This window comes from Pseudodesulfovibrio karagichevae (assembly GCF_041414475.1).
In the GTDB taxonomy this organism is placed as follows: Bacteria; Desulfobacterota; Desulfovibrionia; order Desulfovibrionales; family Desulfovibrionaceae; genus Pseudodesulfovibrio; species Pseudodesulfovibrio karagichevae.
Window position 1 is genome coordinate 23,091 of sequence record NZ_JBGLYH010000027.1, and the last position, 25,741, is coordinate 48,831.

Here is a 25,741-nt window from a genome sequence, read left to right on the forward strand (position 1 = left end):
CCCGGAAAACATCGGCCCTGAGCCGGAGTGTCGGTATCCTATTTGCTAGCATCTAGGCGTGATGCCGCGCCTGTTTATCAACAATACCCATGATTTCATGTTGTTGAACAAAACAACGGCCACGGGCCGCCGCATTTGCCCTTGCCCGATCGGCGGATTTCCGCCTATTGTTGGGAAGCGGACCGAAACAGCCCCAACCCCCGCAGACGCGGGGACCCGGATAGAGGCAGCATGAAAGCCTTCAACGAGACCCGATTCAACACCCCGGCCGTGACCCTGGGCATCTTCCTGCTCATAGGCCTGCCGTTCATCGTCGGCCTGCTGGTGCAGTACGACTACCTCCAGGACCTGGAACGGGTCTCGGACGAGCGGCTGACCCTGTACGAGATGACGCTCGACTCCGAGCTGCGCAAATACGAATACCTGCCCTACCTCATCTCCGAGAACGGCATGGTCACCGCCTTCCTGACCAAGGGCGGCGAGGACGAGCCCATCAACCGTTTCCTCAAGCGCGTGAACACCATCGCCGAATCGTCCGTGGTCTACATCATCGGCACGGACGGCATCGTCAAGGCGGCCTCCAACTGGGACCGGCCCAACGCCTTCATCGGCCTGGACCTCGGCTTCCGGCCCTATTTCAAGGACGCCATGGAGGGCCGCCAGGGGACCTTCTTCGGCGTGGGCATCACCCGGGGCGAGCCGGGCATCTACATCTCCCACCCCATCAAGGACCGGGACAAGATCATCGGCGTGGCCGTGGCCAAGATCGCCCTCTCCCCCCTGGAGCACCTCTGGAAGGAGGGCGGCGAGACCCTGCTGGTGACCGACTCCAACGGGGTCATCGTCCTGACCAGCCGCCCGTCCTGGAAGTACATGACCCTGACGCCGCTGGACGCGAGCATGCTCCAGGAGATCCACGACCGCGAGCACTATCCCAAGTACCAGCTCAAGCACCTGGCCTGGCACACCCGGACCCGCTTCGGCTTCGTCCGGGAGACGACCATCGGCACCGAGCGGTTCCTGCTGAACACGCGGGGCATCCCGGGCACGGACTGGAAGATCAGCTATCTCACGCCCCAGGGGCCGCTCTGGGAGCGGACGCTGGGCGTCTCCCTGACCACCTTCGTGCTCCTCGGACTGGCCGTGCTGACCCGCCTGTTCCTGCGCGAGCGCCGCCAGCGGCAGCTCTCCAAGCAGCAGGCGGCCGAGGCCAACCGCATCCGGGACATCAACCGCCAGCTGGCCCAGGAGGTCGAGGAGCGCAAGCGCACCGAGCACGAGCTGCGCTCGGCCCAGGAGGAGCTGGTCCAGGCGGGCAAGCTGGCCGCCCTGGGCGAGATGGCCACGGCCATCGCCCACGAGCTCAACCAGCCCATCGCGGCCACCAAGACCTACGTGGCCTCCTGCCGGTTGATGCTCAAGCGCATGAAGCTCGACGACCTGGACCCCACCCTGGTCAAGGTCTCGGAGCTGGGCGACCGCATGGCCAAGGTCACGGGCCAGCTCAAGTCGTTCGCCCGGCGGACCACGGACAAGGACATCGAGTTCGACCTGCGCCTGGCCATCAAGGAGGCGGTCAACCTGATGAAGCACCAGTTCCTGGTGGAGAACTGCGACCTCAAGCTGTCCATGCCCGGCCAGCCGGTGCTCATCCGGGGCGACCGCATGCGCATGGAACAGGTCCTCATCAACCTCTTCCGCAACGCGCTGGACGCCCTGCTGGAGGTCGACTCCCCGCTCATCGGCGTGCGCCTGTCCGTGGAGGGCGACAAGGCCACCATCCACGTCTGGGACAACGGGCCCGGCATCGCCGAAGAGGTCGGCAAGAAGATTTTCGAGCCCTTCGTGACCACCAAGAAGGAGGGCATCGGCGTGGGGCTCGGCCTGTCCATCTCCTACAAGATCGTCAAGGACATGAAGGGCGACTTCCGGGTGGCCAACCGCGACCCGAACGGGGCCGAATTCTTTGTCCATATTCCCCTTTCCAAGCAGCAACAGGATAAGAATAAATCATGAAGAAAGTCATATTGGTGGACGACGAACAGTCGGTCCGGGACTCCGCCCGGCAATGGCTGGAGCTGTCGGACTTCGAGGTCGCCGACTACGCGGACGCGCGCGTCGCGTTGCGCGACATCACCCCGGAATACGCGGGCATCGTCCTGACCGACGTGAAGATGCCCGGCCTGGACGGGCTGGCCTTCCAGAAAAAGATCATGGCCATCGACGAGCACATCCCGGTGGTCCTGTTCACCGGCCACGGCGACATCGCCATGGCCGTGGAGGCCATCCGGGGCGGGGCCTACGATTTCGTGGAAAAGCCCTTCGACCCCGAGCAGATCGTGGAGACCATCAAACGCGCCCTGGAAAAGCGCCGCCTGGTGGTCGAGAACCGCCAGCTCAAGATGGCCCTGTCCGAGTGCGAGGGCATCGACTCCCGGCTGGTGGGCACCAGCCAGCCCATGCGCGAGCTCAAGAAGGAGATCTCCCACATCGCCCCCACCCGGGCCAACGTGCTCATCTTCGGCGAGACCGGCACGGGCAAGGAGGTCATCGCCCGGGCCATCCACAACCTCTCCCTGCTGAACAAGGGCCCGTACATGGCGCTCAACTGCGCGACCATCCCGGTGGACATGGCCGAGAGCGAACTGTTCGGCCACGTCAGCGGGGCCTTCACCGGGGCCCAGGGCAAGCGCATCGGCAAGCTTGAGGCGGCCAACGGCGGGACCCTGTTCCTGGACGAGCTCAACTCCATGCCCCTGGACGTCCAGGGCAAGCTGCTCCGCGCGCTGGAGATGCGCGAGATCACCCCGCTGGGGGCCAACTCGCCCCGGCCGGTGAACTTTCGGCTGATTTCCGCCATGAACGAGAATCCGCGCACGGCCATCGACGAGGGGCGGCTGCGCGAGGACCTCTACTTCCGCATCAATACCGTGGAGTTGAACGTCCCGCCCCTGCGCGAGCGCATGGACGACATCCCCCTGCTCTTCTCCTTCTTCCTGGAGCGCACGGCCGACACCTACGGCGTGATCGCCGCCCCGCTCGGGCCCGAGGGGCTGCCCCTGATGATGAGCCACGACTGGCCCGGCAACGTCCGCGAACTCAAGAGCCTGGCCGAGCGCTACATCCTCTCGCCCCTGCCGCCCAAGGAGCGCATCGCCAAGATCATGTCCGCCAAGACCGGAGACACCGCGTCCCAGGCCGTCGGCCTCCGCGAACAGGTCGCCCTGTTCGAGCGGCACCTCATCCAGGAATCCCTGAACCGCAACGGCGGCGTCATCAAGGACGTCATCGACGACCTCGGCATCCCCCGCCGCACCCTGAACGAAAAGATGACCAAATACGGACTGAAACGGTCCGAATAGCCCATCGGCGGATTCTTGCCGACCGAACGCCCCCCGATCGGCAAGAATCCGCTCATCTTCATTATCACGACGTATTATAGCTGTGGAATTGCGTGACTTTTCTGTCACGCTCTTCTGGCATGCCTGTTGCTCTTCCGAAACCGTTGCGATCCATATCCGATGTGTTGAGGAGGTTCTTTGGAGGATCTCGGCAACCGCATCGAGCCGCGAAGGAACGCGCTTGCCGGACCCGGTCCGGAGGGCGGGTTCCGGGCGCGTCGCGATGCGACTGAAGAGGCAGGGTTCTTTCAATTCGTATCAATCATGAACAACAGGTGAAGAATGATGAAAACCTTTACGACATCCGTTCCAGGCGTGTCCCTCACCGATGCCGCCCTCGACTGGCTGCAGATGCTGACGGGGGCGAGCCTGATCCTATTCATGTGGTGTCACATGCTGCTCGTGTCCTCAGTGGTCATTTCCCCGAATGTCATGAACGCCATCGCCGGCTTCTTCGAGGCCACCTACATGGCCCAGGTCGGCGGCCCGCTGATCTTTCTGACCTTCCTGGTCCACTTCGCCCTGGCCGCGCGCAAGATCCCCTTCCGCGCCGAGGGGCAGGGCACCATCCTGGCCCACGCCAGGATGATGAAGCACCGCGACACCTGGCTGTGGGTCGTCCAGGCCGCGACCGCCATGATCATCCTGATCCTGGGCGCCATCCACATGTGGGTCGTGCTCAACGACCTGCCCATCACCGCCGCCAAGTCCGCCGCGCGCATGCAGCACTTCTGGTGGTTCCTTTTCTACATGATCCTCCTTCCCAGCGTGGAGCTTCACGTCAGCGTCGGTTTCTACCGCATCGCCGTGAAATGGGGTTTCGTGAAATCCGACCAGCGGAAGGGCTTCAAGCGCTTCGAGACGACCCTGTTCACCATCTTCATGGTCATCGGCGTCATCACCCTGATCCGCTTCATAACGCTGAGCTAACGAGGTGAACACCATGCAGACATTCTATTCCGACCTGCTCGTCATCGGCGCCGGACTGTCCGGCGAGCGCGTGGCCTGCGAGGCCGCCCAGAACGGCTTCAAGGCCACCTGCCTGTCCATCGTGCCCGCCCGGCGCTCCCACTCCTCGGCCGCCCAGGGCGGCATGCAGGCCGCGCTCGGCAACTGCGCCAAGGGCGAGGGCGACAACCCGGACGTCCATTTCATCGACACCGTCAAGGGCTCGGACTGGGGCTGCGACCAGGAGGTCGCCCGCCTCTTCGCCGACGCCGCGCCCATCGAGATGCGCCGCCTGGCGGCCTGGGGCGTGCCTTGGAACCGCGTCGTGCCCGGCCAGTCCTTCTACTTCAAGGGCGGCGAGAAATTCGAAAAATATGAAAAGGAAGAAAACGAGGGGCTGATCACGGCCCGTTCCTTCGGCGGCACCGCCAAGTGGCGGACCTGCTACACCTCGGACGGCACCGGCCACGCGGTCATGTGCACCATGGACAACCGCTGCGCCCAGCTGGGCATCGACGTGTTCGACAAGAAGGAAGCCGTCTCCCTGATCCACGACGGCGACAAGTGCATGGGCGCGGTGGTCCGCGACCTGCGCAACGGCCAGCTGGAGGTCCACCTGGCCAAGGCCACCGCCATCTGCACCGGCGGTTTCGGGCGCATCTACAAGGCCACCACCAACGCGGTCATCTGCGACGGCGCGGGCCACATCCTGGCCCACGAGACCGGCCTGGTGCCCATCGGCAACCCGGAATCCATCCAGTTCCACCCCACCGGCATCGTGCCCACCGACATCCTGGTCACCGAGGGCTGCCGCGGCGACGGCGGAACGCTGCTCGACGTCAACGAAGAGCGGTTCATGCACATCTACGAGCCGGAAAAGGCCGAGCTGGCCTCCCGCGACGTAGTCTCCCGCCGCATGACCGAGCACATGCGCGCGGGCAAGGGCGTGAAGTCCCCCTACGGCGAACACCTCTGGCTGGACATCCGCCACCTCGGCGACAAGCACATCTCCACCAAGCTGCGCGAAGTGGACGAGATCTGCCACCACTTCCTGGGCATCGACCCGCGCACCCAGCTGATCCCGGTCCGGCCCACCCAGCACTACACCATGGCGGGCATCCGGACCAACAAGGACGGCGCGGTCTACGGCCTCAAGGGCTTGTACTCCGCCGGCGAAGCGGCCTGCTGGGACATGCACGGCTTCAACCGCCTGGGCGGCAACTCCCTGGCCGAGACCGTGGTCGCGGGCGGCATCATCGGCGCCAAGATCGTCGAGTTCCTGAAGGGCTACGAGACCACCTTCGACACCGGGGTGATCAACGCCGAGGTCAAGCGCCAGGAAGCGCGCATCCACGACGTCACCCACGGCCGCAACGGCAAGCTGAACGTCTACGAGGTGCGCAACGAGATGCAGGAAGCGCTCATGAAGGGCTGCTTCGTCTTCCGCAACAAGGAAGGCCTCGAGGAATGCGTCGAGACCCTGCAGGGGACCATGGAGAAGGCCCGCAAGGTCGGCCTGGTCTCCGACGGCGTGGGCGCCAACCACGAGCTGGCCGCCGCCATGAAGCTGGAGGGACAGGTCAGGCTGGCCATGTGCATCGCCCAGGCCGCCCTCATGCGCACGGAGTCGCGCGGCTCCCACAACCGCGAGGACTTCCCCGCGCGCAACGACGCCGAGTGGCTCAACCGCACCCTGGCCTACTGGCCCGAGGGCGCGGACATGCCCGACCTCAAGTACGAGGACACCACTCCGCTGTTCGAACTGCCCCCGGGCGACCGCGGCTACGGCGGCGGCAAGATCATCCCGGCTGACGAGAAGTACGTGACGGAGCGCACCGTAAAGAGCCCCGTCACCGAAATCGGGAAGAAGAAGTAACCCGGTCAAGAAAGGAACATATCATGGGTAGACAACTGAAATTCGAGATATTCCGGTATAATCCCGAGAGGAAGGGCGACGTCCCACACATGCAGGAGTTCATCCTGGACGAGACGCCGAACATGACCCTGTTCATCGCCCTGAACCGGCTGCGCGAGGAGCAGGACCCGAGCCTGATCTTCGACTTCTGCTGCCGGGCGGGCATCTGCGGCGCGTGCGCCATGGTCATCAACGGCCGCCCCGGCCTGGCCTGCCAGACCAAGACCAAGGACCAGCCCGGCCACATCATCCTGCACCCCCTGCCGGTCTTCAAGCTCGTCGGCGACCTGTCCGTGGACACGGGCGTCTGGTTCCGCGAGATGTACGCCAAGACCGAGTCCTGGGTGCACACCAACAAGGTCTTCGACCCCTCCAAGGAAGAGGAGCGCATGGACAACTCGGTGGCCGAGCAGATCTACGAGCTGGAGCGCTGCATCGAATGCGGCTGCTGCATCTCGGCCTGCGGCACCGCGCGGCTGCGCGACGACTTCATGGGCGCCGCGGCCCTGAACCGCATCGCCCGCTTCGTGGTCGACCCCCGCGACGAGCGCACGGACCGCGAATACTTCGAGGTCATCGGCAACGACAACGGCATCTTCGGCTGCATGGGCCTGCTGGCCTGCGAAGACGTCTGTCCCAAGGGGCTGCCCCTGCAGAACCAGCTCGGCTTCCTGCGCCGCAAGATGGGCATCACCGCAATGAAGCAGATCTTCAGGAAGAAATAGCATGCGTACCATCCAAACCAGCGACATCGTCGACGCCGTCGCCAAGATGTGCGTCAGCTCCAACACCGAACTGCCCGCCGACGTGCGCGCCAAGCTCGAACAGGCCATGGCGGACGAAACCAGCGCCTCGGCCAAGGAGGTCCTCCGCCAGCTCCTGGAGAACGCGGACCTGGCCTTCGACACCAAGCTGCCCCTGTGCCAGGACTGTGGACTGGCCGTCTACTTCGTGGAAGTGGGCGACGAGGTCCGGGTCGAGGGCGGCAACCTGCGCGACGCCATCAACGAGGGCACCCGCAAGGGCTACGCCGACGGCTACCTGCGCAAATCCGCCTGCGACCCGCTCTCCCGGGCCAACACCGGCGACGGCACCCCGGCGATCATCCACTTCGACTTCGTGCCCGGCGACAAGCTCAAGATCTCCTACATGGCCAAGGGCGGCGGCGCCGAGAACATGAGCCGCGTGACCATGCTCGCCCCGGCCCAGGGCTGGGAGGGGATCAAGAAGTTCGTCATCAACCGCGTGGCCGAGGCGGGCCCGAACCCCTGCCCGCCCACGGTCATCGGCGTGGGCATCGGCGGGACCTTCGAGCACGCGGCCAAGATCGCCAAGCGCGGCCTGCTGCGCAAGCTCGACGACGTCCATCCCGACCCGGAGATCGCGGCCAAGGAAAAGGAACTCGAGGACGCCATCAACGCGCTGGGCATCGGCCCCATGGGGTTGGGCGGCAAGATCACCGTGCTCGGCGTGAAGATCACCATGGAACCGTGCCACCTGGCGAGCCTTCCCCTGGCCGTCAACGTGCAGTGCCACTCCCAGCGGCACGAGGAGGTCGTACTCTAATGGCTGAATACAAACTGAACACCCCGCTGACCGACGAGGCCATCGCCCAGCTCAAGGCGGGCGACGTGGTCTTCCTGACCGGGACCATCTATTCCGCGCGCGACGCGGCCCACAAGAAGCTCGTGGACCTGCTCGACGCGGGCAAGGAACTGCCCTTCAAGCTCGAGGGCGCGGCCATCTACTACGTCGGCCCCTCCCCGGCCCCTCCGGGCCGTCCCATCGGCGCGGCCGGTCCGACCACCTCCTACCGCATGGATTCCTACGCCCCGCGCCTCTACTCCCTGGGGCTCAAGGCGACCATCGGCAAGGGCAAGCGCGACGCCGCCACCCGCCAGGCCATGCAGGACTACACCGCCGTGTACTTCGGTGCCACCGGCGGCGCGGGCGCGCTGCTGTCCAACTCCATCGTGGAGTCCAACGTCATCGCCTTCGACGAGCTCGGCCCCGAGGCCATCCGCGAGATGAAGGTCGAGGACTTCCCCCTGCTCGTCATCAACGATTCCCACGGCGGCGAACTGTACGCCGTGCCCGACCGCAAGGCCGCGGGCATCGAATAACGCACAACCATCAAGGAGATTTCAAATGGCATTATTCACCAAACAGGAGGCCCTGGACTACCATTCCCAGGGCAGGAAGGGGAAGGTCGAGGTCGTTCCGGTCAAGCCGTGCAAGACCCAGAAACACCTGTCCATGGCCTACAGCCCCGGCGTGGCCGAGGCGTGCATGGCCATCCACGCCGACCCCGAGCTGGTCTACGAATACACCGGCAAGGGCAACCTGGTCGGCGTGGTCTCCAACGGCACCGCCGTGCTGGGCCTGGGCAACATCGGGCCCCTGGCGGGCAAGCCGGTCATGGAGGGCAAGGGCGTGCTGTTCAAGGTCTTCGGCGACGTGGACGTCTACGACATCGACCTGGACGTGACCGATCCCGACGCCCTGTGCGACGTGGTCAAGGCCCTGGAGCCGACCTTCGGCGGCATCAACCTCGAAGACATCAAGGCCCCGGAATGCTTCTACATCGAAGAGAAGCTGAAAAAGGAAATGAACATCCCGGTCTTCCACGACGACCAGCACGGAACGGCCATCGTCACCGCCGCCGGCATGATGAACGCGCTCGAGATCTCGGGCAAGGACCCGGCACAGATGCGCGTGGTCATCTCCGGCGCGGGCGCGGCGGCCATCGCCTGCACCAACCTGTACCGGAACATGGGCGTGAAGTTCGAGAACATCGCCATGTTCGACTCGCGCGGCCACATCAACAAGGGCCGCACCGACCTGAACGAGTTCAAGCAGCAGTACGCCACCGAGAAGGCTTACGGCTCCCTGGCCGAGGCCATGGTCGGCGCGGACTGCTTCCTGGGCCTGTCCAAGGGCGGCATCGTCTCCAAGGAGATGGTCAAGTCCATGTCCGACAACTGCCCGATCATCTTCGCCTGCGCCAACCCGGACCCGGAGATCACCTACGACGACGCCAAGGCGGCGCGCCCGGACTGCATCATGGGCACCGGCCGCTCGGACTTCCCGAACCAGGTCAACAACGTGCTCGGCTTCCCGTTCATCTTCCGGGGCGCGCTCGACTGCGGCGCCACGGCCATCACCGAGGGCATGAAGCTGGCCGCCGCCCAGGCCCTGGCCGACCTGGCCAAGACCGAGGCCCCGCAATACGTCTGCGACGCCTTCGGCGTGGACAAGCTGGAGTTCGGGGTGGACTACGTCATCCCCAAGGCGCTCGACCTGCGGCTCATCGAGTACGTCTCCGTGGCCGTGGCCAAGGCCGCCATGGAGGAGGGCGTGGCCCGCAGGCAGCTCGACCTGGACGAGTATAAGGCCTCGCTCGGCAAGCGCATCGCCGAGTCCGGCAAGCGTGTCGGCGCATTCGTTGAAACCTATCATCTTGGAATATAAAAATAAGTACCGGGCGGAGCGGGGTGCTCCGCCCGGCATTTTTCCTCAGCGCCGTCTGGGGTTGCGGTCCTTTCCGAGGTGAAAAATCACTAATTGAGGAGTGTAAAATGTCTGATCAGGCTGATTCCAACAAGGGCAAGCGAATGGGGTTCTTCCTGGGGCCCATCGTCTTCATTGCCATGCTGCTCATCCCGGCGCCCGAAGGCATGAAGGTCGAAGCCTGGCGCGTGGCGGCGGTCACCGCGCTGATGGCAATCTGGTGGATCACCGAGGCGATCCCCATTCCGGCGACCTCGCTGCTGCCCATCGCCCTGTTCCCCCTGCTGGGCGTCATGAAATCCGCGGCGTCCACGTCCCCGTACGCCAACCATCTGATCTACCTGTTCATGGGCGGCTTCTTCCTGGCCGTGACCATGGAGAGGTGGAACCTGCACCGCCGCGTGGCCCTGTACACCATCAAGGCCATCGGCACGAGCCCGGCGCGCATGATCATGGGCTTCATGGTCGCCACCGGCTTTTTGTCCATGTGGGTGTCCAACACCGCCACCGCCATGATGATGGTGCCCATCGGGCTGGCCGTCATCCAGCAGGCCACGGGCTATGACACCGACCACCTGCGTGAGTGCAGCGTCCACGTCGGCCCCGAGTTCAACTTCGGCCGAGGCCTGATGCTCGGCATCGCCTACGCCGCGTCCATCGGCGGCGTGGCCACCATCATCGGCACCCCGCCCAACACCGTCATGGCCGGCATGGTCGAGAAGATGTTCGGCGTGCAGATCGGCTTCGGCCAGTGGATGCTCTTCGGCGTTCCCCTCGCCGTCATCACCATGGCCTTTGCCTGGGTCCTGCTGACCAAGATCCTGTTCCCCACCGGCGGCATGGAGTTGGCCGGCGGCGCCAAGATCATCAACGACGAAGTGAAGAAGCTCGGCCCCATGTCCCGCGAGGAAAAGAAGATCGTCATCGTGGGCTGCTTCATGGCCGCCTTCTGGCTGGCGCGCGGCTTCATGGCCAAGTCCGCCTTCGTTCTGGGCATCATGCCCCACTTCAAGTACATCGGCGACGCCACCATCGGTATCCTCGGCGCGCTCATCCTGTTCGCCATCCCGACCAACTTCAAAAAGGGCGAGTTCCTCCTGGATTGGAAGACCGCCGTCAAGATTCCCTGGGACGTGATCCTGCTCTTCGGCGGCGGCCTGGCCATCGCCAACGGCTTCGCCAAGACCGGCCTGGCCGCCTACATCGCGAGCCAGCTCGGCGGGCTCGCGGGCACCAGCATGATCGTCTTCGTGGGCGTGGTCGTCCTGATCACCATCTTCCTGACGGAGATCACCTCCAACACCGCCACCGCCACCCTGCTCGTGCCCATCATGGGCTCGGCGGCCATCGCCATGGGCGTGCACCCGTTCGCCACCATCGTGGGCGCGTGCGTCGCGGCCTCCTACGCCTTCATGCTCCCGGTGGCCACGCCGCCCAACGCCGTCATCTTCGGCAGCGGGTGCGTGACCATCAAGCAGATGGCCAAGGCGGGCGTCTGGCTGAACATATTCGGAACGATCATAATCACGGCCTTCGTGGTCTACATCCTCCCGGTGCTGTGGGGCGTGGATCTCACCCACGTGCCGAGCTGGGCGGTCATTCCCAAGTAACGACACAACCCTGCGGGCGGCTCCGGCCGCCCGCAGATCGACGCAAATCATTCACCTGTAATAACCCGGTGCTGCCGTCCCGATAACGGCGGAGAGGAAAGATGCGTTCAAAATCGAAGATATTTCCGGTCATTGCGGCAACCATCGTGCTCCTGGCGGTGGCCATCGTCGGGTATGTCCGCTCTGGCCAGTCGCAACCGATGCCCGTGCGCATCCTGTTCCAGAACAACGGGGGCAAGGTCATTTTCTCCCATCTGGTCCACCACCGGGACTACGGGATCGAGTGCTCCCGCTGCCACCACGACAGGGCCCAGCCCATCGTCAGCCCCGAGGACGGAGCCCTGGCCTGCGGCTCCTGCCATCCGAACACGTTCGACAAGAATTTCGTGGACAGTCACGTGGATTCCTTTCCCAACGAATCCTACTGCGTGCGCTGCCACCACGTGGAATACGACAAGATCAACTTCGACCATGAGGCCCACACCGAGTACGCCTCGGACTGCTCCGACTGCCACCACGGCAAGGAGATCGAGCCCGAGCCGCAGAAGTGCACCAACTGCCATGCGGAGAAGAGCACGGACAAGCTCCTGTCCATGCGCGAGGCCGGGCACCAGAGCTGCGGCCAGTGCCACGAGGACATGTTCGACAAGGGGCTGTCCAGTTGCAAGTCCTGCCACATCCAGAAGGACATGACCGACTACGACGGCGACTTCTCGGCCTGCAACCAGTGCCACGAGGCCGAGACCAGGGAGCTGGTCCTGCCGCGCATGAACGCCTTCCACGACCAGTGCATGTCCTGCCACGAGGAAATGGGCGCGGGCCCCTACGGCCCGGACCACTGCAACCAATGCCACATCAGCAGGTAGACGGAATATGACCATTCAAGAGACACCCGCCGCCAAGGCGGAGATGAACCTGGCCCGGCACTGCCCGCTGGTCACCTGCGGGCAGACGGTCAAGCGCGGCGAGCGCATCGCCACCGCGTCAGCGCCGGGCCGGGGCGACATCCACGCCCCGTGCGCCGGGACCGTGGAGCACGTGGACCCGTACCGCATCCGCATCGCCCCCGACGAGGAGGGCGGGACCGTGGCCCCCGAGATCCTGGACGGCCTGAGCGGCCCGGAACTCCTCGCCCGGCTGCGCGAGCTCGGGGCCGACGTCCCGGCCTGCGACCAGGTGGACACCCTGATCATCAACGGCATGGACGAGGAGCCCGGCCTGCTCTCCCGCCGGACCCTCATGGCCGAGAAGCTCGACATCCTCAAGGCCGGGGCCGAGGCCCTGGTCCGGGGCTTCGTGCCCGTGGACGTGTTCCTGGCCGTGGCCGGGGGCGTCCGCGAGAGCCTGCCGGGCATGGAGGTCAAGGTCCTGTCAGACCAGTATCCCCAGCCCCTCGACCCCCTGGTGGCCAAGGCCGTGACCGGCATCGAGATGCCGGACAACACCCTGGTGGTCGGCCTGGAAACGGTCTTCCACGCCGGGCTGATCATGGACTCCGGACTGCCGGTCATGGAAACCATGGTCACCGTGGGCAACTCGGCCCGGATCATCACCCTGGGCGCACCGGTGGGCGAAATCCTGACCAATGACGGCGAAACCCTGCGCGACGGGGACCGCATCGTCCTGGGCGGCGTGCTCCGGGGCCTGGCCGCGGCCTCGCCCGGCCAGGGCGTGGACCGCGCCACCACCGGCGTCAGCCTGGTGCGCAACCCGGCCCCGGTGGCCGTGGACGCGGCCTGCGTGGGCTGCGGCGAGTGCGTGCGGCGCTGTCCGGCCCGGCTCGATCCGGCCATGATCACCAGCTACGCCGAGTTCGGCCAATACGCCAAGGCCGAAGCCGAGGCCGTGGACGCCTGTTTCGAGTGCGGCCTGTGCGGCTTCTTCTGCATCGCCCGCCGCCCCATGCTCCAATACATCCGGCTCGCCAAAAGCGAATTGGCGAAGGCCAAAGCCCAGTCCGGGGAGGAAACCCAGCCGTGAAGCCCCTCAACCCCTTTGCCCTGACCGTCTCGGTCCCGCCCCACCGCCACTGCGGCACCACCGTGCGGGACCGGATGCTGATCATACTGGTGGCCATGCTGCCCGCCGCCGTCATGGCGGGCATGACCTTCGGCATGCCCGCCGTGCGGGTCATGGCCCTGTCCATGGCAGCCGCCGTGCTGGCCGAGATGGCCTGCGACCGCTTCATGGACCGGGAGACCGATGTCCACGACCTCCACGCCTTCACCGTGGGGCTGTCCTTCGCCTTCCTGCTTCCGGCCTCGGCCCCCTGGTGGCTGGCGGCCTTCGGCAGCGCGGCCTCCATCGTGCTCGGCAAGATGGTCTTCGGGCCGCTGGGCGGCAGCCCGTTCTGCGCCCCGCTCATCGGCTGGGCCATCTGCCGCATCTCCTGGCCCGCCTACATGGACGTGAACGCCTCCATGCTGGCCACGGACCTGACCTACCCCCTGGCCCAACTCAAGGATTTCGGCCTGGACGCGGTCCAGATCACCGACACCCGGCAACTCTTCCTGGGCAAGCAGCTCGGCGGCCTGGGCGCGGTCCAGATTGCGGGCGTGCTCCTGGGCGGCATGCTCCTGGTCATGCGCAAGCACATCTCGTCCATCATCCCGGTGGGCGTCATCGGCGGCGCGGCCCTGGCCGCCTTCCTGTTCCACTGGCTCGATCCGTCCATCTACGCCTCCCCGGCCTTCCACCTGCTGACCGGGTCCACCCTGTTCGGGGCCTTCTTCCTGGCCACGGACGGGCCGTCCAGCCCCAACCGGCAGGTGCCCATGCTGCTCTTCGGCCTCATGATCGGGGCGCTGATCATCATCATCCGCGTCTACGGCGCGTACGCGGACGGCGTGCCCTTCGCCATCCTGCTGGCCAACCTGTTCACCCCGGTGCTCGAACGCATCCGGCCCAAGCCGTTCGGAAGGAGATAGGCCATGAAGGAAATGATGAAAATGATGCTCGTCCTGTCGCTCATCTGCGGCATCGCGGGCATCTCCCTGGCCGCCCTGAAGGAGGTCACGGCCCCGATCATCGAGGAGCAGGTCCTGACCTACGTGCAGGCCCCGGCCATCGAGTCGGTATTAAGCGGCTACGACAACAACCCCATCAAGGACCGCAAGAAATTCGACGTGGACGGCAGGACCGTGACCGTGTTCCCGGCCCTCAAGGGCGGCAAGCTGACCGCGGTGGCCTTCGAGACCTCGGGCAAGGGCTACGGCGGCGACATCGGCGTCATGGTCGGCTTCGACGTGCACGCCATGACCCTGACCGGCATCGGCATCACCACCCTGAAGGAGACGCCCGGCGTGGGCGCGCGCGTGACCGAACACGGCTACACCACCCAGTTCCGGGGACACTCGCTCAAGGAAGTGGACCTGAAGAAAAACGGCGGCGACATCGAGGCCGTGGCCGGGGCGACCATCTCGTCCACCGGCACCGTGACCGCCGTGCGCCAGGCCATCGCCATCTTCAACGCCCTGAAAGACAAACTCGCCGGCGGCTGGTCGTAGGCCGCCCCGCCGCATGGAGCCGACAATGAACAGCAGATTGTGGAAGGAATTCTCCAAGGGGCTGTGGACCGACCTGCCCCCGTTCAAGCTGGTCCTGGGGCTGTGCCCCACCCTGGCCGTGACCAACACGGCCGACAACGGGCTCGGCATGGGCGTGGCCGTGGTCTTCGTCCTGGCCCTGTCCAACCTGATGATCTCCCTGCTGCGCAAGATCATCCCGGCCAAGGTGCGCATCGCCTGCTTCATCGTGGTCGCCGCCTCCCTGGTGGTGGCCGTGGAGCTGCTCATGCAGGCCTTCGCCTACCCGCTCTACCAGCGGCTGGGCATCTTCGTGCCGCTCATCGTGGTCAACTGCATCATCCTGGGCCGGGCCGAGGCGTTCGCCTCCAAGAACCCGCCGCTGTTGTCCATGGCCGACGGCCTGGGCATGGGGCTCGGGTTCACCATGTCCCTGACCTTCCTGGGGGCCCTGCGCGAACTGCTCGGCACGGGCATGATCTTCGGGGTCAACGTGGCCTGGGACGGATTCGAGCCCATCGGCATCATGGTCCAGGCCCCGGGCGCGTTCGTGTCGCTGGGCGTGCTGCTGTGCATCATGACCTTCGTCGAGAACGTCCGGCGCAAGCGCAAGGGGCTGGCCGCCGTCCAGGGCCCGACCCACGACTGCGGCGCGTGCGGCGGCTGTGGCCACAAGAACTGTTGACGGGTATTTTAAAAGTCAAAATCGGAGGCTGTTCAAAAATGGTGAGATGCCAGGCGCGAAAAAAGCTCAAGGCCGAAACGTACTTCCTGTACGCGAGGGGTTGAACTTTTTGAAGCAACGACGCAGATCGCCGTTTTTCAACAGCCTCCCGAGGAACTGATCATGCAGGAATACTTCCTTCTCTTCATCGGGGCGATGTTCGTCAACAACATCGTCCTGGCCCAGTACCTGGGCAACTGCCCGTTCATCGGCACGTCCAAGGACACGGGCGTGGCGCTGGGCATGGGCGGAGCCGTGGTCTTCGTGGCCGTCATGGCCGCGGCCTTCACCTGGCTGGTCCAGGAGTACGTCCTGGCCCCCTTCGGCCTGGATTTCCTCCAGACCCTGGCCTTCATCCTGGTCATCGCGGCCCTGGTCCAGTTCGTGGAGATGTTCCTCAAGAAGATGGTCCCGCCGCTGTACAAGTCGCTGGGCATCTTCCTGCCGCTCATCACCACCAACTGCGCGGTCATGGGCATCGCGCTCATCTGCCAGCGCGAGGAGTTCGGCTTCGTCAAGACGGTCCTGTTCTCCTTCGCCTCGGGGTTGGGCTTCATGCTCGCCCTGGTCCTGCTGGCGGGCATCCGCGAGAAGCTGGCCGTGCGGCGGCTGCCCATCGCCATGCGCGGCACGCCCATCGGTCTGATCATGGCCGGGCTCATGTCGCTCGCCTTCTTCGCCTTCAAGGGCATGATTTAACGACTGCAACGCAGAACGGGACGACATCATGATACTGACATCGGGACTGACTCTGTTCGGCATCGGCCTGCTGGCCGCGGCCATCCTGGGCATCGCCTCGAAGCTCCTCTTCGTCAAGGAGGACCCGCGCATCGCGCTCATCGAGGACAACCTGCCCGGCGCCAACTGCGGCGGCTGCGGCTTCCCCGGCTGCTCGGGCGCGGCGGCCGCCATCGTGGCGGGCAAGGCCCCGGCCTCGGTCTGCATCGTGGCCGACGGCGAGGCCATCGCCACCATCGCCGCCCTCATGGGCCAGGAGGTCATCGAGCGCGAGCCCGAGCTGGCCGTGCGCGACTGCACCGGCGGGCTGCGGGCGACGGACCTGTTCCACTACGAGGGCGCGCTCGACTGCCGGGCCGCCCACCTGCTCTACGGCGGGTCCAAGTCCTGCCCCGAGGGGTGCCTGGGGCTCGGCTCCTGCGTACGTGCCTGCCCCTTCGACGCCATCCACATGGGCCCGGAGGGGCTGCCGGTCATCGACCCGGACCAGTGCAAGGCGTGCGGCAACTGCGTGGACGCCTGCCCGCGCGGGGTCATCGGCGTGTCCGGCATGTCCGCGCGGCTCCTGCACCTCAACCAGACCACCGACTGCCTGGCCCCGTGCCGCCAGAAGTGCCCGGCCCAGATCAACATCCCGCGCTACATCGAACAGATCAAGGCGGGCGACTACGACGGCGCGGTCATGACCATCAAGGAGCGCAACCCGCTGCTGGTGACCTGCGGCCGGGTCTGTCCCCGCCCGTGCGAGACGGTCTGCCGCCGACAGTACGTGGACGAGACCGTGGGCATCAACATGTTAAAGAGGTTCGTGGCCGACCGCGAACTGCGCTCGGGCGTGCACCTGCCCGTGCCCTGCGCCGCGGACACCGGCAAGCGCGTGGCCGTCATCGGCGGCGGCCCGGCCGGCCTGTCCTGCGCCTATTTCCTGCGCCGCCTGGGCCACAGCCCGACCATCTTCGACGCCATGCCCAAGCTCGGCGGCCAGACCCGCTACGGCATCCCCGAGTACCGGCTGCCCAAGGCGGACCTCGACTGGGAGATCCAGGGCATCCTGGACCTCGGCATCGAGGCGCGTATGAACACCAAATTCGGCCGCGACTTCACCCTGGAATCCCTCAAGGCCGACGGCTTCGACGCGGTTTTCATCGGCATCGGCGCGTGGCAGGCGTCGGGCATGTACGCCGAGGGCGAGGACCTGGACGGCGTCATGGGCGGCATCGAATTCCTGACCGCCCACGCCCTGGGCCAGAAGCCCGAGACCGGGAACAAAGTCATCGTGGTCGGCGGCGGCAACACCGCCATCGACGCGGCCCGGACCTGCGTGCGCCTGGGCGCGGAAGTCACCCTCATGTACCGGCGCACCCGCAACGAGATGCCCGCCGACGTGGAGGAGATCGTCGGGGCCGAGGACGAGGGCGTGCGGTTCAAGTTCCTGGCCGCCCCGGCCCGGGTCATCGGCGACGAGAACGGCCGGGCCACCCACCTGGAATATTACGAAATGGAGCTCGGCGAGCCGGACGAGTCCGGACGCCGCCGCCCGGTCAAGAAGGAGGGCTCCGAGCAGCGCATGGAGGCCACCCTGATCATCCCGGCCATCGGCCAGAAGCCGGACCTCGCCTGCCTGTACGACGACAGCCCCGAGGGAACCTGCCCGCTGGAAACCACCAAATGGCAGACCATCGTGGCCGACCCGGACACCTTCGAGACCGCCATCCCCGGCGTGTTCACCGCGGGCGACGTCTACACCGGCCCGGACCTGGTCATCTCGGCCATCGGCGACGGGCGCAAGGCGGCCCGGTCCATCCATTACCACCTGACCGAAGCGGCCATCCCGGTCCCGGAGACCACCCAGAAGGGCATGATCCCGTACACGTTGTTCAAGGAAATCGATTCCGTGGAGCGCAAGAAGCGGGCGGTCCTGCCCCACCTGTGCCACGGCGACGAGCGCAACTGCACCTTCAACGAGGTGGAGGGCCCGCTCGACGAACCGCAGGCCCTGGCCGAGGCCGACCGCTGCCTGCGCTGCGGCCTGGTCTGCTACGACCGGGACGAACCGTTCCTGGCCGAGGAAAGGGAAAGCGCCCCGGAAAGTTAACCCATTGCCATACCCCATGCCCTACGGAGCATAGCGGATGCCGTCGTCACTGCCCCGACGTCACCCACGGCATCCGGCCGGGAGGAGGCGAACCGACAACCGCCTTCTCCCGGTTCTCCACCGGGCCGGTCCAAGGAGACCGATATGTCCAAGAGCCTCTACATAGCCGCCACCGAAGCCCGCAGCGGCAAGTCCGCCATCGTCCTCGGGGTCATGCACCTGCTGCGCGCCAGCCTCCAGCGCGTGGCCGTGTTCCGCCCGGTCATCAGCGACCCGGTGGACGGCCGCAGGGACCACGACATCGACCTCATGCTCCGCCATTTCAAGCTCGACCAGGACTACGAGCGGACCTACGGCTACACCCTGAGCGAGGCCCGCAGGCTGATCAACGGCGGGAACAAGGAGCTGTTGCTGGAGAGCACCCTGAACAAGTTCAAGGAGCTGGAGAAGGAGTACGACTTCGTGCTCTGCGAGGGCACGGACTACATCGGCGGCAGCGCCACCCTGGAGTTCGAGATCAACGCCTCCATCGTCTCCAACCTGGGCTGCCCGGTGCTCGTCGTAGTCAACGGCATGGACCGCTCCGACGACGAGGTGTGCAGCTCGGCCCAGCGCACGGTGGCCATCTTCGAGGAACGCGGCCTGGAGGTCATGGGGCTGATCGTCAACCGCGCCCGCCCGGACTTTTCGCCCGAGACGTTGAAGGACATCGAGGCCCGGACCAGCACCTCGCACCCGCTTTTGACCTACGCCATCCCGGACGACAAGCGTCTGGGCAACCCGACCATCCACGACGTCATCAAGTGGCTGGACGCCAAGGTCCTCTACGGCCACGGCAGCCTGGACACCCAGGTGGACAGCTTCCTGACCGCGGCCATGCACATCTCCCATTTCCTGGAGTACATCGAGGACGGGGCCCTGATCATCACCCCCGGCGACCGCATGGACATCATCCTGGCGGCCATCTCCTCGCGCCAGTCCGCCGCTTACGGGAACATCGCGGGCATGGTCCTGACCGGCGGCATCCAGCCGTCCATGACCATGCACCGGCTCATCGAGGGCTGGACCGGCATCCCGCTGCCCATTCTGAGCGTGGAGGACCACACCTTCAAGGCCACCCAGACCCTCCAGGCCCTGCACGGGACCATCGACCCCGAGCACCCGGCCAAGATCGCGGCGGCCATCGGCCTGTTCGAGTCACGGGTGGACATTGAGGAGCTGCGCGACCGGCTGGTGACCACCCAGTCCACCAAGATCACGCCGATCATGTTCGAGTACAACCTGATCGAGAAGGCCCGGGCGCAGCGCATGCGCATCGTCCTGCCCGAGGGGTCGAGCGAACGCATCCTCCGGGCCACGGAAATATTGCAGCGGCGCAACGTGGCCGACATCACCCTGCTCGGCGACCCCGAGGCCATCCGGACCCAGGCCGCCAACCTCGGGGTGCAACTCAACGGCGCGGACGTGGTGGACCCTGCCCAGGCCCCCATGTTCGAGGACTACGCCAAGCGCTACTTCGAGGCCCGCAAGCACAAGGGCATCCGCATGGAGGACGCCCGGGACCGCCTCGTGGACCCCACCTATTTCGGGACCATGATGGTCCACGCCGGGCACGCCGACGGCATGGTCTCCGGCTCGGTGACCACCACGGCCCAGACCATCCGGCCCGCCTTCGAATTCATCAAGACCAGACCGGACGCCTCCATTGTCTCGTCCGTGTTCCTCATGTGCATGGGCGACCGCGTGGTCTGCTTCGGCGACTGCGCGGTCAACCCGAAACCCGACGCCGGGCAGCTCGCGGAGATCGCGCTCAGCTCGGCCCGGACCGCCCGCATCTTCGGCATCGACCCGTATGTGGCCATGCTCTCCTATTCCACGGGCGGGTCCGGCACGGGCGCGGAGGTGGACAAGGTGGCCGAGGCCACGGCCATCGCCAGGAAGCTGGCGGCCGAGCGCGGGCTCGACCTGCCCATCGAGGGGCCGCTGCAGTACGACGCGGCCGTGGACCCGGAAGTGGCCCGGACCAAGCTGCCCGGCTCCGAGGTGGCGGGCAAGGCCACGGTCTTCATCTTCCCGGACCTGAACACCGGCAACAACACCTACAAGGCCGTGCAGCGGGCCGTGCCCGGCTCCACGGCCATCGGCCCGGTCCTCCAGGGGCTGAACAAGCCGGTCAACGACCTGTCGCGCGGCTGCCGCGTGCGCGACATCGTCAACACCGTGGCCATCACCGCCATCCAGGCGCAGGCCCAAAGGAACGTCTAGCATGCATATCCTGGTCATCAACTCCGGCAGTTCGTCGCTCAAGTACCAGCTCATCGACATGGACGGCGATCGTGTCATGGCCTCGGGCCTGATCGAACGCATCGGCGAGGACATGGGCTCCATCACCCAGAAGTCCAACCCGGACAAGTGGCCCGACGCCAGGTCCGTGGAGCACAAGACGATTCCGGACCACAAGGCGGCCATGGGGCTGATGGTCGAAAAACTCATCGGCGAGGACTGGGGCGTCATCGGCTCCCTGACCGACATCGACGCCGTGGGCCACCGCGTGGTCCAGGGCGGCGAGTCCTTCTCGGCCCCGGTCCTGGTGGACGCGGACGTGGTCGAGACCATCCGGGCGAACGTCCCGCTCGCGCCCCTGCACGCCGCCAACCTGGTGGGCATCGAGGCCGCGCTGGAGCTCTTTCCCGGCACGCCCAACGTGACCGTGTTCGACACCGAATTCCACCAGACCATGCCGCCCAAGGCGTTCCTCTACCCGGTGCCCATGGACCTCTACGAGGAGCTCAAGATCCGCAAGTACGGCTTCCACGGGACCTCGCACAAGTACGTCACCCGCGAGGCCGCCAAGTTCCTCGGCAAGCCCGTGGACGAGATCGACCTGATCACCGCCCACCTGGGCAACGGCTGCTCCATGGCGGCGGTCAAGAACGGCCGCTGCGTGGACACGACCATGGGGTTGACCCCCCTGGCCGGACTGATGATGGGCACCCGCTCGGGCGACGTTGACCCGGCCCTGTTCCCGTTCATCGCCCGGCACAGGAAGATGAGCGTGACCGAGGTGGACGCCCTGCTGAACAAACAGAGCGGCCTGCTCGGCGTCTGCGGGGCAAGCGACATGCGCGACGTGCACGCGGCCCGCGAAAGGGGCGACGACAAGGCGCAGCTCGCCTTCGAGATGTTCGCCTACCGGGTCAAGGCGCAGATCGGGGCGTACCTGGCCGTGCTCGGCCGGGCCGACGCCGTGGTCTTCACGGCAGGCATCGGCGAAAACGACGCCTTTGTCCGGGCCGAGGCCTGCAAGGGGCTGGAAGGACTCGGCATCAGGCTCTCGACCGAGCGCAACGAACGGCGCGAGCCGGGCGTGCGGCGCATCAGCACCGAAGACAGCCCGGTGGCCGTGCTCGTGGTCCCGACCGACGAGGAGCTGGAAATCGCCCACGCCACCAAGACCCTGATCGAAAAATAGTATATAGCTGAATACCCCAGAGACATAAAAAACGGAGTATGACATGTCCAAAATGAAGACCATGGACGGCAACACCGCCGCCGCCTGGGTGGCCTACGCCATGAGCGAGACCGCCGCCATCTATCCCATCACCCCCTCGTCCACCATGGGCGAGATCGCCGACGAATGGGCCGCGCAGAACAAGAAGAACGTCTTCGGCCACACCCTGAAGATCCGCCAGATGCAGTCCGAGGCGGGCGCGGCGGGCGCGGTCCACGGGTCCCTGGCCGGCGGCGCGCTGACCACGACCTTCACCGCGTCGCAGGGGTTGCTGCTGATGATCCCGAACATGTACAAGATCGCGGGCGAACTCATGCCCTGCGTGTTCCACGTCTCGGCCCGCGCCGTGGCCGGGCACGCCCTGTCCATCTTCGGCGACCACCAGGACGTCATGGCCTGCCGCCAGACCGGCTTCGCCATGCTCGCCTCGGCCAGCGTGCAGGAGGTCATGGACCTCGCCCTGGTCGCCCACCTGGCCACGGTCGAGTCGTCCGTGCCCTTCGTCTCGTTCTTCGACGGCTTCCGCACCTCCCACGAGATCCAGAAGATCGAGACCATCGACTACGCGGACATGCTGCCCCTGCTCAATCGGGACAAGGTGGCCGCGTTCCGCAGACGCGCCATGAACCCCGAGCACCCGGACATCCGGGGCACGGCCCAGAACCCGGACATCTATTTCCAGGGACGCGAGGCGGCCAACCCCAACTACGACGCCATCCCGGCCATTGTGGAAGAGTACATGGCCAAGGTCTCGGCCCTGACCGGACGCGCGTACAAGCCCTTCGACTATGTCGGCTCGCCCGACGCGGAAAGGGTCATCGTCTCCATGGGCTCCAGCTGCGAGACCATCGAGGAGGTGGTCAACCGGCTGGTCGCGGACGGCGAAAAGGTCGGCCTGATCAAGGTCCGCCTGTACCGCCCGTTCTCCGCCGCCCATTTCCTGGCCGTGCTGCCCGCCTCCTGCAAGAAGCTCGCGGTCCTCGACCGGACCAAGGAACCCGGCGCCATGGGCGACCCCCTGTACCAGGACGTCTGCGCCGTGCTCTTCGAGCAGGGCCACGGCCCCGCCGTGGTCGGCGGGCGCTACGGCCTGGGCTCCAAGGAATTCACCCCGGCCATGGTCAGGGCCGTGTTCGACAACCTGGCCGCCGCAGCCCCCAAGACCCGCTTCACCGTGGGCATCGACGACGACGTGACGAACTCCTCCCTCGTCCCGACCGGGACCCTGGACACAACCCCCAAAGGCACCGTGCAGTGCAAGTTCTGGGGTCTCGGTTCGGACGGCACGGTGGGCGCGAACAAGCAGGCCATCAAGATCATCGGCGACAACACCGACATGTACGCGCAGGGCTACTTCGCCTACGACTCCAAGAAGTCCGGCGGCATCACCATCTCCCATCTGCGCTTCGGCGAGCAGCCCATCCAGTCCACTTACCTGGTCACCGCCGCCGACTACGTGGCCTGCCACAACCCGAGCTACGTCAACCTCTACGACGTGCTCGAAGGGATCAAGGACGGCGGCACCTTCGTGCTGAACTGCCCCTGGACCGGCGACGAGATCGAAAAGAAGCTCCCGGCCGCCATGCGCCGGACCATCGCCGAGAAAAAGCTCCAGTTCTACACCGTGGACGCGGTCAGGATCGCAGCCGAGGTCGGCCTGGGCGGGCGCATCAACATGGTCATGCAGACCGCCTTCTTCAAACTGGCCGACGTCATCCCGTTCGACCAGGCGGTCAGCCTGCTCAAAGGCGGCATCGAGGCCGCCTACGGCAAGAAGGGCCCGAAGATCGTCGAAATGAACTGCGCCGCCGTGGACAAGGCGGCGGACGCCCTGGTCAAGGTCGACGTCCCGGCCTCCTGGGCGGACCTCAAGGACGAGCCCGCGCCCGCCACCGACGAGCCCGATTACGTGAAAAACGTCATGCGCCCCATGCTGGCCCAGAAGGGCGACACCCTGCCGGTGTCGGCCTTCTCCAAGGACGGGACCATGCCCGCCGCCACCTCCAAATACGAAAAGCGCGGCGTGGCCATCAACGTGCCCCAGTGGATTGCGGACAACTGCATCCAGTGCAACCAGTGCGCCTTTGTCTGCCCGCACGCCGCCCTGCGCCCGGTGCTCGTCACCGAAGCCGACGCCGCAAACACGCCCGAGAGCTTCGTGACCGTCGAGGCCAAGGGCAAGGACGTCAAGGGCATGCGCTACCGCCTGCAGGTCAACACCCTGGACTGCCTGGGCTGCAGCAACTGCGCCGACATCTGTCCGGCCAAGGAAAAGGCCCTGGTCATGCAGCCCATCGCCTCCCAGACCGGCGAGCAGGTGCCCAACTTCGACTTCACCGAAACCATCGCCTACCAGGACGCCTTCAAGCGCGACACGGTCAAGGGCTCCCAGTTCCGCCAGCCGCTCATGGAGTTCTCCGGGGCCTGCGCCGGTTGCGGTGAGACCCCGTACGTCAAGGTCCTGACCCAGCTGTTCGGCGAGCGCATGGTCATCGCCAACGCCACGGGCTGCTCGTCCATCTGGGGCGCTTCGGCCCCCTCCACCCCCTACTGCGTCAACCGCGACGGGTTCGGCCCGGCCTGGGGCAACTCGCTGTTCGAGGACGCGGCCGAGTTCGGCTACGGCATCGAGATGGGGTTGAACAACCGCCGTGAAATCCTCATCGCCAACTGCGAACAGGCCCTGTGCGGAGCCCCCGGCGAGATAAAAACCGCCCTGGAGAACTGGCTGGCCGCCAAGGACGATCCCGAGGAATCCGCCGCCACCGGCGCGGCCCTGAAGGCCGCCCTGGAAGGCACCCTCGATCCGGCCCTGCTGGCCATCGCGGCCGACGCGGACCTGTTCACCAAGAAATCCGTGTGGGTCTTCGGCGGCGACGGATGGGCCTACGACATCGGCTACGGCGGCGTGGACCACGTCCTGGCCTCGGGCGAGGACATCAACATCCTGGTCCTGGACACCGAGGTCTATTCCAACACCGGCGGCCAGTCGTCCAAGGCCACGCCGCTCGGCTCCATCGCCAAGTTCGCGGCCGCAGGCAAGCGCACCGGCAAGAAGGACCTCGGCCGCATGGCCATGACCTACGGCTACGTCTACGTGGCCTCGGTATCCATGGGCGCGGACAAGCAGCAGATGCTCAAGGCGTTCCGCGAGGCCGAGGCCTACAACGGGCCGTCCCTGGTCATCTGCTACGCCCCGTGCATCAACCAGGGCATCAAGAAGGGCATGGGCAAGACCCAGCTCGAACAGAAGCTGGCCGTGGATTCCGGCTACTGGCCGCTCTACCGCTTCAACCCCGAGCTGGCCGACCAGGGCCAAAACCCGTTCCAGCTCGACTCCAAGGCCCCGGACGGCACGCTCCAGGAGTTCCTGTCCGGCGAAAACCGCTACGCCATGCTCGAGCGGTTCCACCCGGATCTGTCCAGGGCCTACCGCGACAAGATCGAAAAGGACTACGACAACCGCTACGCCATCCTCAGCCGCATGGCCGGGGCCGAGCCCGTGTCCCCCGAGTCCGAAGACCCGGCCGCCTGCGCCACCGGCATCTCCGCCGAAAGCCCAGGCGCGGGCGAGCCGTGCGACGACGGCCGCTAACAGACAATAACGCGGGTGGAGTTTTGTGACCGCAACTTACAAAATATACTCCTAAGGAATCACCCCGCGTTACCGGCCTCCCGTCCCCGACGGGAGGCCTTCTTTTTTGAAGATGCCTCCGGCGGCCGGGGGAAGGGGAGAGGGAAACCCTTTGAAAAGGGCTTTCCCTC

General features: G+C 65.9%; 19 protein-coding genes. All 19 read left to right on the forward strand.

From position 1 onward, the window contains the following. The first annotated feature begins 231 nt into the window (after nucleotides 1-231). The 19 genes from AB6M95_RS10715 to nifJ all read left to right on the forward strand — a co-directional run bounded on the left by AB6M95_RS10715 (nucleotide 232) and on the right by nifJ (nucleotide 25,571). Nucleotides 232-2,016 carry a sensor histidine kinase gene (locus AB6M95_RS10715; protein ID WP_371386743.1) on the forward strand — a complete coding sequence of 595 codons (1,785 nt, stop codon included), beginning with the start codon at nucleotides 232-234 and terminating at the stop codon, nucleotides 2,014-2,016. Further along, nucleotides 2,013-3,362 (forward strand): sigma-54-dependent transcriptional regulator, encoded by a 1,350-nt coding sequence (locus AB6M95_RS10720; RefSeq protein WP_371386744.1) that lies wholly within the window; start codon nucleotides 2,013-2,015, stop codon nucleotides 3,360-3,362. Before AB6M95_RS10715 ends, AB6M95_RS10720 begins: the two co-directional genes overlap by 4 nt. A gap of 324 nt (nucleotides 3,363-3,686) precedes the next feature. Further along, nucleotides 3,687-4,331 carry a succinate dehydrogenase/fumarate reductase transmembrane subunit gene (locus tag AB6M95_RS10725; protein ID WP_371386745.1) on the forward strand — a complete coding sequence of 215 codons (645 nt, stop codon included), beginning with the start codon at nucleotides 3,687-3,689 and terminating at the stop codon, nucleotides 4,329-4,331. A 13-nt stretch (nucleotides 4,332-4,344) separates the two neighbouring features. Then, nucleotides 4,345-6,225, forward strand: a complete 1,881-nt coding sequence (locus AB6M95_RS10730) for a fumarate reductase flavoprotein subunit (protein ID WP_371386746.1) — start codon at nucleotides 4,345-4,347, stop codon at nucleotides 6,223-6,225. 23 nt (nucleotides 6,226-6,248) lie between these two features. Further along, nucleotides 6,249-6,989 (forward strand): fumarate reductase iron-sulfur subunit, encoded by a 741-nt coding sequence (locus tag AB6M95_RS10735; RefSeq protein WP_371386747.1) that lies wholly within the window; start codon nucleotides 6,249-6,251, stop codon nucleotides 6,987-6,989. 1 nt (nucleotide 6,990) lies between these two features. After that, the gene (locus AB6M95_RS10740) at nucleotides 6,991-7,830 is read left to right on the forward strand and encodes a fumarate hydratase (protein ID WP_371386748.1); all 840 of its coding nucleotides are present in this window, start codon (nucleotides 6,991-6,993) and stop codon (nucleotides 7,828-7,830) included. After that, nucleotides 7,830-8,387 (forward strand): Fe-S-containing hydro-lyase, encoded by a 558-nt coding sequence (locus AB6M95_RS10745; RefSeq protein WP_371386749.1) that lies wholly within the window; start codon nucleotides 7,830-7,832, stop codon nucleotides 8,385-8,387. Before AB6M95_RS10740 ends, AB6M95_RS10745 begins: the two co-directional genes overlap by 1 nt. A 25-nt stretch (nucleotides 8,388-8,412) precedes the next feature. Further along, nucleotides 8,413-9,735, forward strand: a complete 1,323-nt coding sequence (locus tag AB6M95_RS10750; protein ID WP_371386750.1) for a malic enzyme-like NAD(P)-binding protein — start codon at nucleotides 8,413-8,415, stop codon at nucleotides 9,733-9,735. 107 nt (nucleotides 9,736-9,842) lie between these two features. Further along, on the forward strand, nucleotides 9,843-11,384 hold the full coding sequence (locus tag AB6M95_RS10755; protein WP_371386751.1) for an SLC13 family permease: 1,542 nt from the start codon (nucleotides 9,843-9,845) through the stop codon (nucleotides 11,382-11,384). Nucleotides 11,385-11,485: 101 nt separating this feature from the next. Beyond that, complete coding sequence (locus AB6M95_RS10760; protein ID WP_371386752.1) at nucleotides 11,486-12,250, forward strand: cytochrome c3 family protein; 765 nt, start codon at nucleotides 11,486-11,488, stop codon at nucleotides 12,248-12,250. Between the two features lie 7 nt (nucleotides 12,251-12,257). Further along, entirely contained in the window at nucleotides 12,258-13,364 is a 1,107-nt protein-coding gene (locus AB6M95_RS10765; RefSeq protein ID WP_371386753.1) for a 4Fe-4S dicluster domain-containing protein, read from the forward strand. Continuing rightward, nucleotides 13,361-14,311, forward strand: a complete 951-nt coding sequence (locus AB6M95_RS10770; protein ID WP_371386754.1) for an RnfABCDGE type electron transport complex subunit D — start codon at nucleotides 13,361-13,363, stop codon at nucleotides 14,309-14,311. Before AB6M95_RS10765 ends, AB6M95_RS10770 begins: the two co-directional genes overlap by 4 nt. 3 nt (nucleotides 14,312-14,314) lie before the next feature. Beyond that, complete coding sequence (rnfG, locus tag AB6M95_RS10775; RefSeq protein WP_371386755.1) at nucleotides 14,315-14,890, forward strand: RnfABCDGE type electron transport complex subunit G; 576 nt, start codon at nucleotides 14,315-14,317, stop codon at nucleotides 14,888-14,890. Nucleotides 14,891-14,915: 25 nt separating this feature from the next. Next, complete coding sequence (gene rsxE, locus AB6M95_RS10780; RefSeq protein ID WP_371386756.1) at nucleotides 14,916-15,593, forward strand: electron transport complex subunit RsxE; 678 nt, start codon at nucleotides 14,916-14,918, stop codon at nucleotides 15,591-15,593. A gap of 162 nt (nucleotides 15,594-15,755) precedes the next feature. Beyond that, a complete protein-coding gene (locus tag AB6M95_RS10785; protein WP_371386757.1) occupies nucleotides 15,756-16,331 on the forward strand; it encodes an electron transport complex protein RnfA in 576 nt (191 codons plus the stop codon). Between the two features lie 28 nt (nucleotides 16,332-16,359). Continuing rightward, complete coding sequence (locus AB6M95_RS10790; protein ID WP_371386758.1) at nucleotides 16,360-18,465, forward strand: FAD-dependent oxidoreductase; 2,106 nt, start codon at nucleotides 16,360-16,362, stop codon at nucleotides 18,463-18,465. 144 nt (nucleotides 18,466-18,609) lie between these two features. Further along, nucleotides 18,610-20,730 (forward strand): phosphate acetyltransferase, encoded by a 2,121-nt coding sequence (gene pta, locus AB6M95_RS10795; protein ID WP_371386759.1) that lies wholly within the window; start codon nucleotides 18,610-18,612, stop codon nucleotides 20,728-20,730. Nucleotide 20,731: 1 nt separating this feature from the next. Further along, nucleotides 20,732-21,937, forward strand: coding sequence for an acetate kinase (locus tag AB6M95_RS10800; RefSeq protein ID WP_371386760.1), 1,206 nt, complete (start codon nucleotides 20,732-20,734; stop codon nucleotides 21,935-21,937). Nucleotides 21,938-21,980: 43 nt separating this feature from the next. Beyond that, nucleotides 21,981-25,571, forward strand: coding sequence for a pyruvate:ferredoxin (flavodoxin) oxidoreductase (gene nifJ / locus AB6M95_RS10805; RefSeq protein ID WP_371386761.1), 3,591 nt, complete (start codon nucleotides 21,981-21,983; stop codon nucleotides 25,569-25,571). The last annotated feature ends 170 nt before the right edge of the window (nucleotides 25,572-25,741 follow it).